The sequence below is a fragment of the Nostoc sp. NMS8 genome (genome assembly GCF_017115045.1).
In the GTDB taxonomy this organism is placed as follows: domain Bacteria; phylum Cyanobacteriota; class Cyanobacteriia; order Cyanobacteriales; family Nostocaceae; genus Nostoc.
This window is the reverse complement of record NZ_JABXKK010000103.1, coordinates 1-12,944: the sequence shown is the minus strand read 5'-3', so window position 1 is coordinate 12,944 and position 12,944 is coordinate 1. Positions and strand designations below refer to the sequence as shown.

13 protein-coding genes are annotated in these 12,944 nt (G+C 41.2%); 6 read left to right on the top strand and 7 right to left on the bottom strand.

All coding sequences use genetic code 11. The features are described 5' to 3' along the window. Window positions 1–278 precede the first annotated feature (278 nt). Complete coding sequence (locus tag HWQ39_RS26335; protein WP_292851763.1) at window positions 279–1,166, bottom strand: pirin family protein; 888 nt, start codon at window positions 1,164–1,166, stop codon at window positions 279–281. A gap of 222 nt (window positions 1,167–1,388) precedes the next feature. Between HWQ39_RS26335 and HWQ39_RS26330 the strand changes: the two genes are divergently transcribed. Both HWQ39_RS26330 and HWQ39_RS26325 read left to right on the top strand, forming a co-directional pair. Then, window positions 1,389–1,724, top strand: coding sequence for a DUF5674 family protein (locus HWQ39_RS26330; protein ID WP_292851760.1), 336 nt, complete (start codon window positions 1,389–1,391; stop codon window positions 1,722–1,724). Next, window positions 1,724–2,083 (top strand): hypothetical protein, encoded by a 360-nt coding sequence (locus HWQ39_RS26325; protein WP_292851757.1) that lies wholly within the window; start codon window positions 1,724–1,726, stop codon window positions 2,081–2,083. The genes HWQ39_RS26330 and HWQ39_RS26325 overlap by 1 nt, the downstream gene beginning before the upstream one ends. Window positions 2,084–2,154: 71 nt before the next feature. Here the strand turns inward: HWQ39_RS26325 and HWQ39_RS26320 are convergent, their stop codons facing one another. Beyond that, on the bottom strand, window positions 2,155–2,751 hold the full coding sequence (locus HWQ39_RS26320) for a thermonuclease family protein (RefSeq protein WP_292851755.1): 597 nt from the start codon (window positions 2,749–2,751) through the stop codon (window positions 2,155–2,157). Window positions 2,752–3,031: 280 nt separating this feature from the next. On the opposite strand from HWQ39_RS26320, the gene HWQ39_RS26315 reads away from it, so the two are divergent. Then, a complete protein-coding gene (locus HWQ39_RS26315; protein WP_366932303.1) occupies window positions 3,032–3,280 on the top strand; it encodes a hypothetical protein in 249 nt (82 codons plus the stop codon). Window positions 3,281–3,403: 123 nt separating this feature from the next. On the opposite strand, the gene HWQ39_RS26310 is transcribed toward HWQ39_RS26315, so the two are convergent. Continuing rightward, the gene (locus HWQ39_RS26310) at window positions 3,404–3,559 is read right to left on the bottom strand and encodes a hypothetical protein (protein ID WP_292851752.1); all 156 of its coding nucleotides are present in this window, start codon (window positions 3,557–3,559) and stop codon (window positions 3,404–3,406) included. Between the two features lie 62 nt (window positions 3,560–3,621). Continuing rightward, entirely contained in the window at window positions 3,622–3,750 is a 129-nt protein-coding gene (locus HWQ39_RS26305; RefSeq protein WP_292851749.1) for a hypothetical protein, read from the bottom strand. 14 nt (window positions 3,751–3,764) lie between these two features. Here HWQ39_RS26305 and HWQ39_RS26300 point away from each other — a divergent pair, with 14 nt between their 5' ends. After that, the gene (locus HWQ39_RS26300) at window positions 3,765–4,286 is read left to right on the top strand and encodes a GIY-YIG nuclease family protein (protein WP_366932302.1); all 522 of its coding nucleotides are present in this window, start codon (window positions 3,765–3,767) and stop codon (window positions 4,284–4,286) included. A gap of 57 nt (window positions 4,287–4,343) precedes the next feature. On the opposite strand, the gene HWQ39_RS26295 is transcribed toward HWQ39_RS26300, so the two are convergent. Then, entirely contained in the window at window positions 4,344–4,619 is a 276-nt protein-coding gene (locus HWQ39_RS26295) for an HU family DNA-binding protein (RefSeq protein ID WP_292851746.1), read from the bottom strand. 679 nt (window positions 4,620–5,298) lie between these two features. On the opposite strand from HWQ39_RS26295, the gene HWQ39_RS26290 reads away from it, so the two are divergent. After that, window positions 5,299–11,181 (top strand): trifunctional serine/threonine-protein kinase/ATP-binding protein/sensor histidine kinase, encoded by a 5,883-nt coding sequence (locus HWQ39_RS26290; protein WP_292851743.1) that lies wholly within the window; start codon window positions 5,299–5,301, stop codon window positions 11,179–11,181. 146 nt (window positions 11,182–11,327) lie between these two features. Here the strand turns inward: HWQ39_RS26290 and infC are convergent, their stop codons facing one another. Both infC and HWQ39_RS26280 read right to left on the bottom strand, forming a co-directional pair. After that, window positions 11,328–11,708, bottom strand: coding sequence for a translation initiation factor IF-3 (gene infC / locus HWQ39_RS26285; protein WP_292851740.1), 381 nt, complete (start codon window positions 11,706–11,708; stop codon window positions 11,328–11,330). 136 nt (window positions 11,709–11,844) lie between these two features. Continuing rightward, entirely contained in the window at window positions 11,845–12,225 is a 381-nt protein-coding gene (locus HWQ39_RS26280; protein WP_174709045.1) for a hypothetical protein, read from the bottom strand. A gap of 277 nt (window positions 12,226–12,502) precedes the next feature. Between HWQ39_RS26280 and HWQ39_RS26275 the strand changes: the two genes are divergently transcribed. Then, on the top strand, window positions 12,503–12,856 hold the full coding sequence (locus tag HWQ39_RS26275) for a deoxyribodipyrimidine photo-lyase (protein WP_292851857.1): 354 nt from the start codon (window positions 12,503–12,505) through the stop codon (window positions 12,854–12,856). Window positions 12,857–12,944 lie beyond the last annotated feature (88 nt).

Here is a 12,944-nt window from a genome sequence, read left to right as displayed (position 1 = left end):
ACCTGTTCAAAAACTCTTACGGTTAATTTTCTCAAGACCAAGTGAAACTCACAAAGAATTCATTGCCGTAGAAATAAGATTGCTTGTACACGATTGCGGATCTGGGCAATACCTTTATTTGAGCGTCTTGATTCTGGAACGATTGAAGTTTTTTGCAACCAGTTTTCAGACTTGGTTTGGTCATCGGGATCATGAGCATTTTGCTTCAGATGAACAGCTACAAGATTGAAAAAGAATTCAAAATTTAGAACAAAAAAGTCAGGAAATCAGACCTGCTACTAGGAGAAAGGATTAGCTTCTGTTACCACTTCTGGTAATGGAATAAACTCTGTTTCATCTGGTAAGCTTGCGAAGCGGCGATCGCGCCAATCAGCTTTAGCTTGCTCTATTCGCTCTGCTCGGCTAGAGACAAAATTCCACCATTTGTAACGTGTACCCACTGGCTCACCACCAATGATAATGCATTGAGCAGCGGCGACAGCAGAAACCTTTATCTCATAACCTGCCTCCAAAATGGCGAACCGATATGGCTCTAGCAGTTCACCATTAATCTTCAACCCTTCTGTGACGCTGTATACTGCCCTCTCAGAATAACCATTGGGGACAGTGAAGTGAGCATTGGCAGATAGCGCCACATCTAAATAAAGAATAGGTGAGAAAACTTTGACAGGTGAGGTATAGAAGCGTGTTTGTCCAACAATGAGTTTGATGACAGCGCCATTTTCTTCCCAGGTCGGAAGAGTTTCAGCAGGATAGTGAGTGAAACTTGGATCTGTTTCTTCATATTCTACAGGCAGGGCAACCCAGGTTTGAATTCCATGAATGCTGGCTTCATTATGTCGGTCATAATCCGGAGATCGTTCTGAATGTACAATCCCCTTCCCCGCCGTCATCCAGTTTACTTCACCCGGTTGGATTGACTGCACAGTACCCAAACTATCGCGGTGCATCAAAGCACCATTAAACAAGTAAGTTACCGTTGCAAGATTAATATGAGGATGTGGTCGTACATCAATACCTCTGTTAGGGGGCAAAACAGACGGGCCAAGATGATCAAAGAAGATAAATGGCCCGACCATTTGGCGATTAAGATATGGCAAACTGCGGCGAGCAGTAAACCCACCTAAATCTTTAACTTCGGGTTCAATCAGTTGAAGTATTGCCATGATTTATAAAAACAGATTATGAATGATGAAATTATTATAGGTAGATTCATTTAAGAAATAGCCAACATTTAAGAGATATCTATTTGTCTTAAAAATTCTCAGTGTTTTAAGCCGAGTTCTCAACGCGCAACTAAAAATTACCAATTGCCTACTTCATTTGTTTGACATGACCAAGTAGTGTATAAGTTGACGTTGTTAATTGCTAATTAGGACTAATTTCAATTGATTTTAATCATCCGTGAGCCTGCTACGAGTGAAGAGATAGAAGAAATGCTGAAAACTTGGGAGGTTTTTATTAAAATAGCAGTAGACATCGAACGCAAAGTTATTGCAGGTGGTGGCGTTCGCCATTACGAATGTGAACAAGAGTTACTCAAAGACGGTAGCAGACAACGAGATATTTGGGGTGCTGATTGGTCTCCTTCGACTCCGGAAATTGTCTTTGAGTCAATCATCAACATCCGCCCCAGCCAAAATAACCGTAGTATGGTAATTAGATCCCCCAAAATTCGAGAACGCGTCACCCAGATTACCCAGCAATTGCTAGGAGGATTATAATGCCCAACTGGAGTACAATTGAAGCTAGTTTTCTAAGCCTACCCCATGCACAACAATTGGGAGAGTTGGCCGCTAGTTTGGCACGTCTTAACTCTTGGTCACAAAAAAGTGCAAGAGAAGAAGTAGTTCCGGTTTTGTTGTCAGAAAGTTTGCTGTACTTGTCCCTGCTTCAACGAGAAAGTCAAATTAATGGTGAATTAGCTCAACTTCTTGGCTTGCTGCAAGATTGTCAGCAAAACTGGGTTGACACTTGGGACAATTCAACAGAAATCGCAAATATTGCAGATATCGCGTCTACTTGGTCACAGCGAGTATTAGATATGTCTGGTGTACTGACTTCTGAATCCATGAGTGCGTAGTCTCAAGCAGTGCGTCTCCCTACAGTCCTTCTCAAAAGAGGAGATGCTGGGTTATCACATTAAGTGTGGTTTTACCGTTCGCACCCAATCCCATCCCCATCTCGGTCAAACCTATGAGGATCTGGTGGCAGCACTTTAAACCTTCTTTGGCTAATATCTCGGCAATTTAGGTCTGGTGAATTCTTTGGAATGCAAAAATCTGGGTAAGCAGGATCACAGTTATTCTGTTGCTGCGGTTGAATCGCCTGTGAAGTTGTCTTTTGGGTAGTTCTGTGGCGGAAGTCCCAAGGCATCACAGGATTAGCCTGACTCCAAAATGCTAAACGCTGTTGTTTAGCGGTGTTTTCACCCTGCAACAAACTATCCTTAGACTCTGGACAGCCTTTGAGATACTGGCGATACACTACAGCCTGTCCCTCTTGCACCATATTCACATTGATACTGCGATTCCCTACATAAATCTCTGCTACCAATCGCTTATACTTATCAGTTTCAACAGGGCGTAGGGTAATGGCTTGTCCTACTGGTAGGAGTTGTTTGAGTCTTGCTGATGATTGCTGTCCCCAAAAGTTTTGCTTCATCTCTGGTGCGTCAATGCAAGCGAGGCGGACAGTCACAGTTTTCTTGCCAGTCAAGACACGTATGGTATCACCGTCACCTACGCTCAAAACTGTAGCGGAAGATTGTTGGCAAATACGGGTAACGACATTTGAGCTAGAAGCAAAGCCGCAACACCAATCAAGCGAAATTTAAAAACCATTTGCACTAAAAATCACTCTTAATTTCTTCTTTTAACATTCCCAATTTCAGCCAAGCGCTCGCTTGTGATGAAGCAGTACACTGGTACTATGCCAAAACTTCCTCCAGTGCGATAACTGTCTCCTCTGTTCACATAACCCCCACCTCGTCTGTCTCGTTCACCCTGATGGGGTAGACGGTGGTACCTGCTTGGACTTTCGATTAGACCCCAACGCCAAAGCAGAGGAGTTATGGCAACCGGAGGGGGCAAGCTACTATAACAGTGAATTAATACTGCAACCACAACAGAGGTGGACGCAACAGCAAAAGCTGGAGTTACTTGATTGGCATCCAATGTTTACTGGCAAGTGCCCCCAGTGCGGTGCATCCTTTGACCGAGACTACACCTCAAGAGTGCATTGGGATTGTGAATGCGGCTTTCTAGATGATTCAATTTAGAGCGTTCGCTCTTTCTTATTTCCTTGCGCTTAATGCCTGTTGACTCAATTGCATCACAATATTTTGGGGCAATGGATCTATGACAGCATCAGTCGGCAGAGATTTAATAAAAGCTGTTACCTCTTACCCAGTTTTGTATTTCCCTTCACTCCAAGCATCAGCCATCTGTTTAGCCACTCTACCAGCATCCTCTCGCTGATTATGGGCAGTGACACACTGTATATCATGACCAGTAAATGATATCCAAGTCTGCCAACGAAGAGTAACTGGGTGCTGCACAATACAATTAAGTCAGTTCATTTTCTTCAAGCACTGATTTTTTCTTTGGGCCACCGAATCCTTTAAACATGACTTTCTTCAGTAAAGGCTATCTTTTCAGAATGCCCAAAATAAATGCAGCGATCGCTATCGTAAGCTGCTAACAGTTTAACTCCCTCGAGTTGTAAGGGATAATCTACTGGTTTGTACATTCCCATTAATCACCTTGGAACCTAACCAGCTAAATTTATTTTCTGATTTGACCGTCACACCAGCACGCACAGCAGAGACACTGGTAATGAGCCTTGAGGCGTTGTTGAAGTGGAAATCTCAGATTTTTGAATATCAGCAGAAGGTAAGAGAGAACAAACCACCACACCAGACGGCGTTATTTGACCTTACCCCTAAACACTGCAATCCAGACCAAATTGATCCACTCTTGCTGCGGCTTGTGCCAATGTCGTTTTATCGAATGCCAGTTGATAGTCCTGGAGAAGCTTGTCTGTATTTCATCATAGACTCGGCGGCTTGTGTTGTGTTGTACGTGGGCGAAACCTGCCGCAGTAACAAGCGATGGCAGGGTATACACGCCTGCAAAGATTACATCGCCAGCTACCAGGATTTACATTATCGCTATGGGTTACTCTCCAGCAGTCAACGCCGCATTTTGGTGGGATGCTCCGGTTGCTCGACGCACACGGCAAGAGTTGGAGTTAAACCTTATTTTGAAGTGGCGCAGTCCATTTAATAAGGAGAACTGGGAGCGCTGGGGGCAACCTTTTGGATAGGGTGGCTTACTTATGCTTTATGGCGCTACTTTTTCTTTAAACTGTTTCCCAGCAGAAAACGCAGGTACTTTGGTCGCTGGGATAGTCATTGGCTCATTGGTTTTCGGATTACGCCCTTCACGCTCGGCACGTTCGCGTCTCTCAAATGACCCAAAACCAATGAGCGTTACCTTCTCCCCATTAGCTACAGCCTCAGTAACGACTGACAAAAAAGCAGTGATTACTTCATCAGCTTGCTTTTTTGTGATGTTGGCCTTTGCTGCTACAGCATCCACTAGTTCACCTTTGTTCATAAATCACCCTGAAGTATTGCAGAAAATCTAGCATTACTACCCCTAGTTAGGAAAGGGGAAAATGAATAACAATCAAGCAGCATACGAAAATTAACAATGCACGGCTACTGCTGTAGCGACTTTCAGTAGATCGAAAACTTTGGTAAGTTGGCGGAATAATAAGAATTTTAGCCGATGGTTTGGGACTAACACAAACGTTCATTTGCGATAGCAGCAGAGTTAATTGACAACAGAATTACTCGAACAGCAGATTAGAAGAGGATTCCAGTGAATTCTATACACTGGCTCAAATAAGCAATTGGTAAGGCTTCTAGAAATCATTTCGATCTACTGAAGTTAATATCTTTGACTTCAACTTGGTATAAATTTCTGGTATTGCGAATTGGGAAAAGCAGCGAATTGTTATGAGGGACTATTTTGCGTCTTTGCCCTCGGTGTAAACGCCCACTGTCGTCGAGCGCATAAATTACTGATAGGGAGAATCGTACTCCTTTTTCACTCTCCACCTCCCTAAATAATTTGAGTTAATTCATTGCGGCTATGATTTGCTTCTGACCAAAAAGTATTGGTTTTGCCGAAAACAACCATCAAATCCTCTCGATAGCGTTATATAACATCAAGTTGATGGGAATACTAATGTCAGTAAGGAAAACAAAATTCTGTCATAAGGTATGTAGAGATGGCGACTGTGAACTCTATCCCCATCATTCCAGGATATCAAATTAACTCTCAACTGTACGCTGGCTCCAGAACCAATGTATATCGAGCTATCCGCCAATCAGATCAACTTCCAGTCATTATTAAATTTCTGACCTTAGAGTATCCCAGCTTTAACGAATTACTACAATTTCGCCATCAGTATACGATCAGTAAAAATCTCAATATTGCTGGAGTTATTTATCCTTTATCGCTAGAAACCTATGGCAATAGCTATATTTTGGTGATGGCAGATATCGGAGAAATTTCTTTAAGAGAATACATTAAAAACTCAATTTTATCCTTAATAGAAGTTTTAAATATTGCTATTCAACTAACCCGTATTATCCATGATTTACACGAAAGTCACATTATTCATAAAGATATTAAACCAGCAAATATTCTGATTCATCCCCATACAAGACAAATTCAACTCATTGACTTTAGTATTGCTTCATTATTACCTAAAGAAACCCAAGAAATTAAAAATCCAAATGTCTTAGAAGGAACTCTCGCCTATATTTCCCCAGAACAAACAGGCAGAATGAACCGTGGTATCGACTACCGCAGCGATTATTATTCTCTGGGTGTAACATTCTATGAAATATTAACTGGAAAGTTACCATTTAATTGTGATGACCCGATGGAATTGGTACATTGTCATCTGGCAAAAATGCCATCGCAGCTAGAAGGCAGAAGCAAAGAAATACCAAAGGTTTTATGGAATATTGTCATGAAGTTAATGGCGAAAAACGCCGAAGATAGATATCAAAGTGCCTTGGGATTAAGGCATGATTTAGAACTTTGTTTAGCCCAAATTCAAGATACAGGAAAAATTAGAGATTTTGAAATCGGTCAGTCGGATGTCTGCGATCGCTTCTCGATCCCGGAAAAGTTATATGGCAGAGAAGCAGAAGTAGCTAGCTTATTACAAGCATTTGAGCGTGTGGCTCACGGCACATCAGAAATCGTGCTAGTAGCGGGATTTTCCGGGATTGGGAAAACTGCTGTTGTGAATGAAGTCCACAAACCAATTACCCGTCAGCAGGGTTATTTTATCAAAGGTAAGTTTGACCAATTCAATCGTAATATTCCCTTATCCGCCTTTGTGCAAGCTTTACGCGACTTAATGGCGCAATTGTTGTCAGAATCAGATGCACAATTGGTACACTGGCGCAATCAAATTCTTCAAGTTCTTGGAGATAATGGGCAAGTTTTGATTGAAGTAATTCCAGAATTAGAACAGGTAATTGGTAAACAACCGCCTCCACCAGAACTATCGGGAACGGCGGTACAAAATCGATTTAATTTACTCTTTCAAAAGTTTATTGCTGTTTTCACCATAAGGGAACATCCACTAGTAATGTTTCTGGATGATTTACAGTGGGCAGATTTGGCTTCGCTACAGTTAATTAAACTGCTGATGGAAAACCAAAAATATCTACTTTTGTTAGGTGCTTATCGAGATAATGAAGTGTCAGCCGCACATCCATTTATGTTGAAGGTGGAAGAACTCAAGAAGGCTGGCAAGACTGTTAATACTATTACTCTTGCCCCCCTTGACTTGAATGATACTAATCAGTTAGTGGCTGATACTTTACATTGTACGACACATATATCGCGCCCTCTAACAGAATTAATCAATCGCAAAACTAAAGGCAATCCCTTTTTTATCACGCAGTTTCTCAAAGCTTTATACGAAAATAAACAAATTAAATTTAATCGCGAGCAAGGTTACTGGGAATGCGATTTTGCTCAAGTCAATGCGCTATCTGTGACTGATGATGTGGTGGAATTTATGGCTACTCAGTTACAGAAATTGCACCAGCAAACGCAAAATATCCTGAAGCTAGCTGCTTGTATTGGGAACTCTTTTGATTTAACTACTTTGGCAATTGTTTCACAACAGTCGTCACAAAAAGTGGCAGATGCTTTGTGGAAGGCTTTGCAAGAAGGATTGATTTTACCGCAAAGTCAAGTTTATAAGTTTTATCTCAGCCATGAGCAAGAAGTTAATACTAACAATATTGAAAATGTTGCTTATCGCTTTCTGCACGATCGCGTCCAACAAGCTGCTTATTATTTAATTCCCGAAGACCAAAAACAAGCTACTCATTTGGCGATCGGTCAATTATTGCACACTAACACGCCTGCAACTCAACTAGACAATATCTTTGAAATTGTCAATCACTTGAATAAAGGCATTGATTTGATAACTCAGCTTGACAAAAAACTAGAGTTAGCACAACTGAATTTGCTAGCGGGGTGCAAAGCCAAAGCAGCGATCGCCTATAATGCTGCTGTCAAATATTGTACTCAAGGTATTGACTTACTGCCCTTTGATGGCTGGACAGAACATTACAGATTAACTCTGAATCTGCATAATGAGCGTTTAGAAGCTGCCTGCCTCAATACAGACTTTGACAAGCTGGCAGGATGGGGTGATGTTGTGTTGCAATCTGCTAGTTCTTTACTTGATACTATTAAAGTCTATGAAACCCGAATGACGGCATTTCGGTCTCAAGGTCAATTTGCTAAAGTAATTGAGACTGGATTGCAAGTGTTGAAATTACTCGGTGTGGAATTTCCCGAACAGCCAATGATGGCAGATATTAGCGCAGCAGTCCAACAGACAAGACAACTATGGATGGGGCGCGCACCCTTAAGTTTGCTGGATTTGCCTGCAATGAGCGATCCGCATCAACTTGCAGCCATGCAAATAATGACTACACTGGTTTCCTCTGCGTACATTGGTAAACCGACACTGTTACCATTACTTACATCTAAGCAAGTGGAGATGGCTATCCAGTTTGGCAATTCATCTATTGCTATCTTTTCTTATGCAGACTATGGAGTGACTCTTTGTGGTTTTATTGGAGATATTGATGCTGGGTATGAGTTTGGACAGCTTTCATTAAAGTTACTAGAACAACACCAGATTAACGCTTTTAAAAGCAGAGCTTACTTTATTGTCAACAGTTTTATTCGGCATTGGAAAGAACCATTAAATCACAGTATCCCATCTTTGTTAGAAGCTTATCAGAGCGGCTTAGAAACCGGAGATTGGGTATGTATGGCGTTGAACTTAGTGTCATATAGTCAGTGTAGCTATTGGAGTGGTCGAGAATTAAATGATTTGGCTGAAGAAATGGAGACTTATCGGCAAGTCATCAGCCAAGCCAAACAAGAAGCAACGATAAAATATTATGAATGCTACCAGCAAGCGATTCTCAATTTATTAGGAGAAGCGGAAGTTCCCTATTGTTTAGAGGGCAAAGTCTTCAATGCTGCCCAAATCTTACCCAGCTTCCAAGCTGCCAGCAATCGCACGGGGTTATTCTATCTTCATCTCAATCAAGCTGTTCTCTGTTATTTGTTCGGAGAATACGAAGCAGCCTCACAACAAGCAGCCTTAGCAGAACAGTATAGTAATGCTGTAACTGGCTACTTCGTGGTAGTTGTCCGAGTTTTTTATGATGCTTTAATTCATCTAGCACGCTACACCGATGTTAATGCCCAAGAACAATCAGCCATTTTAGAGCGAATCAATGCCCATCAAGAAAAACTACAAATTTGGGCTACTCATGCCCCATTCAATCATCAACATCGTTGGCAACTTGTAGCAGCAGAACGCTATCGAGTGCTTGGTCAATTTACTGAGGCGATGGAACATTACGATTTAGCTATTGCCCAAGCCAAAACACATGGTTATGTGCAAGATGAAGCACTCAGCAATGAACTGGCTGCTAAATTTTATCTAAGTTGGGGCAAACAGAAGGTGGCAGCAGGCTATATGCAGGAGGCGTACTACTGTTACGCTCGTTGGGGCGCAAAAGCCAAAACCGAGGATTTGGAAAACCGCTATCCCGATTTAGTACGCGTTATTCTCCAGCAGAGAGTACAATCACTGCACATGCTGGAAACGATATCGAGCAGTGTAAGTCACCCGCTCTCGGTTCATAATTCCACTCTTTTGGGTCGTTCTTCTAGCACTGACATTAGTAGCTTTGATTTTGCTGCTATCCTCAAAGCCTCCCAAGCCATTTCCGGCACGATTCAACTAGACGAACTACTGCACAGATTAACACAGATTATTCTACAACATTCTGGGGGCGAACGTTGTGCTTTAATCTTACCTAATACTCAAGGAAAATGGTTGGTAAGAGCCATTGCTACACCCGAAAATACAGAACTTTGTGCCGAACCTTTAGAGGGCAACCCCAACTTACCACTTAAGTTGATACAGTACGTCAAAAACACCGAAGAAATTGTGATGATTGACGAACTCAAAACCAATTTACCTGTAATTGATGAATATTTAAGTCAACGACAACCAAAAAGTTTGTTGTGCTTGCCAATTCTCAATCAAGGACGCTTAATTGGAATTTTGTATTTAAAGAATCGTTCTACTAGTAGTGTGTTTACAAGCGATCGCATCCTCATTCTCAACTTTCTTTGTACCCAAGCGGCCATTTCTCTAGAAAATGCCCGTCTTTATGAAGATGCACAAATTTATACTCAACAGTTAGAACAATCTCTAGAAAAATTACGGCTCAGTGAAGCCCGCTTTCAGAAACTAGCAGATAATGTTCCTGGCATGATTTATCAGATCCGAATTAAAGCCGATGGTTCAGCTTCTGTACCCTATGTCAGTTCTGGGTGTCAAACTCTTTACGAAGTCCCAGCAGAAGATTTCTTGTCAGGGAAATGTAGCCTGCGTGATTTTGAACATCCCGACGATGGAGCAGAGGCATTTCAGGCAGTTGTTGAGTCAGCACAAAATCTTACCCCATTTCAGCATGAGTGGCGCATTGTTACACCCAATGGGAATATCAAATGGGTAAAAGCTGCTTCTCAGCCAGAACGCGGCGAGGATGGTGAAATGGTATGGGATGGAATTTTAATTGATATTAGCGAACAGCAAGCTGCACTTCGTGAACGCAAACGTGCTGAAGCTGCCATTAAGCAAAAATCTCAAGAACTGGAAAATGCTCTGCAAGAACTGCAACAAGCCCAACTGCAAATGATACAACATGAAAAAATGTCTGCACTTGGTAACTTAGTTGCTGGAGTAGCTCACGAAATGAACAATCCCCTCGGCTTTATTTCGACTAGCCTCCAACAAGCTAAACCTATCTTGGCTGATATGACTGAACACTTAAAATTATATCAAAAAGCTCTACCGAATCCAGAAGTAGAAATTCTCGAACATGCTGAAGAAATTGACTTAGACTATAACTTAGAAGACATACCAAACATGGTTGACGCAATGGTTATAGCTTCTGAGCGATTAAAAAATATCAGCACCAGCTTAAGAACTTTCTCCCGGGGCGATAAAGATTATAAAGTGCCATTTAACATCAATGAAGGCATTGATAGTACAATTTTAATTCTCAAACATCGCCTGAAAGCGAATGAGCAACGTCCAGAAATTATAGTTGTAACTGAATACGATAATTTACAACCAATCGAGTGTTTTCCTGGACAGTTAAATCAGGTATTTATGAATATTTTAGCTAATGCTATTGATGCTTTAGATGAGTCAAGTAGAGGTCGGAGCTTTGAGCATTTTAAGCTAAATCCACATAAAATTAGAGTGAGAGCTATCATTGAAAATAATACCTTAAAAATATCAATTGCTGATAATGGTACAGGAATAAACGAAGATGTCAAAACACGCATATTTGACCATTTATTTACTACAAAAGCAGTGGGAAAAGGCACAGGATTAGGACTAGCGATCGCACAACAAATTGTGGAAGAAATACATGGTGGTAGAATTGAAGTTAATTCTGTTTTAGGAAAAGGAACAGAATTTGTAATTTATATTCCCATTAGTGAGAAACTATTTATAAAAGAAATTTAAAAAAGAACCTTCAGATAAAAAAAGCAGCGATAAGACACTGTTTGTGCAGTAGACTTACACTAAAAGTGTTTAATTACAGTAGTGTTACTCGCCAGCAGTCAAGAGCGATCACACTTCTAGAGTTAAGATATCTCTTAAAAAGTAATTTAGGCAGGAATGATTAAAGCAATTAGTGAACGCTTATCAAGTGATTGAACTTTTCCTACAGAGTTGAGATCAGTTACAACCCGATCTAATAATTCTCCAGCTTGCTCACGATATTGATGTTCCCGATCTCGTAAACGAACGGCAAACTTCATCGAATCGCCTTTACTCAACCACCCAACTGCTTGTTCAATACGTAACTTATAATCAGCTATACCTATATTCAAACCAAACCGAACTTCTTTTACTACTGGTCTAGCACTTTGTGCCTGACGCTTTTTCTTTTGATACTGAAGCTTGCCATAATTCAGAATCTTTGCAACTGGAGCCTCTTTTCCTTCAGACACTAATACGAGGTCTAACTTTAGGCTTTTGAAACCCACCTCCCTGAGTTTTCTTTGTCTAGATGCGGTTTCTAACTACCTATCTAGTGGGAGCAACTTCTCTAATTCTGCTAGAGAAGTTGCAAGATAAATTCGTAAACTCTAAAGTCGGAATTAGAGATTACGAATTGAGAGTTTATCTCCTCAATATATTAATAGTTGCACCTGCTGCTGCGCCATCTAATAAATCGCCAGCCACATCTTCGCGCCCGCCAAGAATAGCACGAACCCCGGCGCTAGTTGCTGCACCGACTGCGGCATCTCTACCTAAGTTACGTTTTTTCTTACGTCCAACCAAATTGACGGCAGCACCAGCCGCAGCACACTTAGCAGCATTGCGTAAAACAGTACCGCGTCTTCTAGCAGCTCCAGTTACTACACAAGTACCAGCACCAAGGGCTGCATCTCCTAAAATCCGGTCGTTAGCTGCTGCTGGTTGAAGAGGAACTAAGGAGATTCCAGTTAAACTGGCAGCCATGAAACTGGGTAGAAATGCGCGTTTGAGAATTCGATTCATAGTAGATACCTTCTTAAAAAATCAAACGACTGTTCAAAAGACTAAAGAAAAATTCAATTTGTTGCAGTCACAGATGCGGTTATTTCTAGTTTAGACTAGTCAGGAGTGCGAAACCCAAAGCCTTACAGTGATTGAGATAGGGAAAAATGTACTCAATCGTAAGGCAGACAATAAGTGTTACAGAAAAAATATCACATTGACCGAGAGTTCAACATTATCTTGCTCCTGGGTGGTGAAATGGATGAGCAAATGACTCTAATTGACCATCTGCTGTGTGATGAAAAGCTTGGAAAATCTCAACTCAAATCTGCAAAAGTTAGGTAGTCGGTTGTGCTTATTTGAAGGTAATTCTACAGACATCGTGCAAAAGTTGACTAGGCAGTTAATCATTGCAGGATATAAACCCAAACTTTTCTTTAACCGTGATGTGCAGGTAGAGTATGGTATCAGCTGGGATAAAACTATAATTGATTTCTACAAGCAGTTAAACCTTGATTACCACATTGGACTAAACAACTTTCTGCAATCAGCAGAGCAACGTGACGAGTGGTTTAACGAATACTACACCTATCAAAGACAATCCCAGTATAAAACACCAGTAACTATTAACAATACTCCGGACAATTTTTAGTTGACGGAATAGACAAGAAAGCTATCGAACCATTAAGGTGCTGATTAGAAAAAACTTGCACCGACTCGATAGCCATATGGAAATTGTA

Bases quoted from the DNA above. Each gene is read 5' to 3' on its own strand.
- HWQ39_RS26335 (WP_292851763.1), bottom strand. From the start codon at position 1,166: ATGGCAATACTTCAACTGATTGAACCCGAAGTTAAAGATTTAGGTGGG.
- HWQ39_RS26325 (WP_292851757.1), top strand. From the start codon at position 1,724: ATGCCCAACTGGAGTACAATTGAAGCTAGTTTTCTAAGCCTACCCCAT.
- HWQ39_RS26305 (WP_292851749.1), bottom strand. From the start codon at position 3,750: ATGTACAAACCAGTAGATTATCCCTTACAACTCGAGGGAGTTAAACTG.
- HWQ39_RS26295 (WP_292851746.1), bottom strand. From the start codon at position 4,619: ATGAACAAAGGTGAACTAGTGGATGCTGTAGCAGCAAAGGCCAACATC.
- HWQ39_RS26290 (WP_292851743.1), top strand. From the start codon at position 5,299: ATGGCGACTGTGAACTCTATCCCCATCATTCCAGGATATCAAATTAAC.
- HWQ39_RS26280 (WP_174709045.1), bottom strand. From the start codon at position 12,225: ATGAATCGAATTCTCAAACGCGCATTTCTACCCAGTTTCATGGCTGCC.
- HWQ39_RS26275 (WP_292851857.1), top strand. From the start codon at position 12,503: ATGAAAAGCTTGGAAAATCTCAACTCAAATCTGCAAAAGTTAGGTAGT.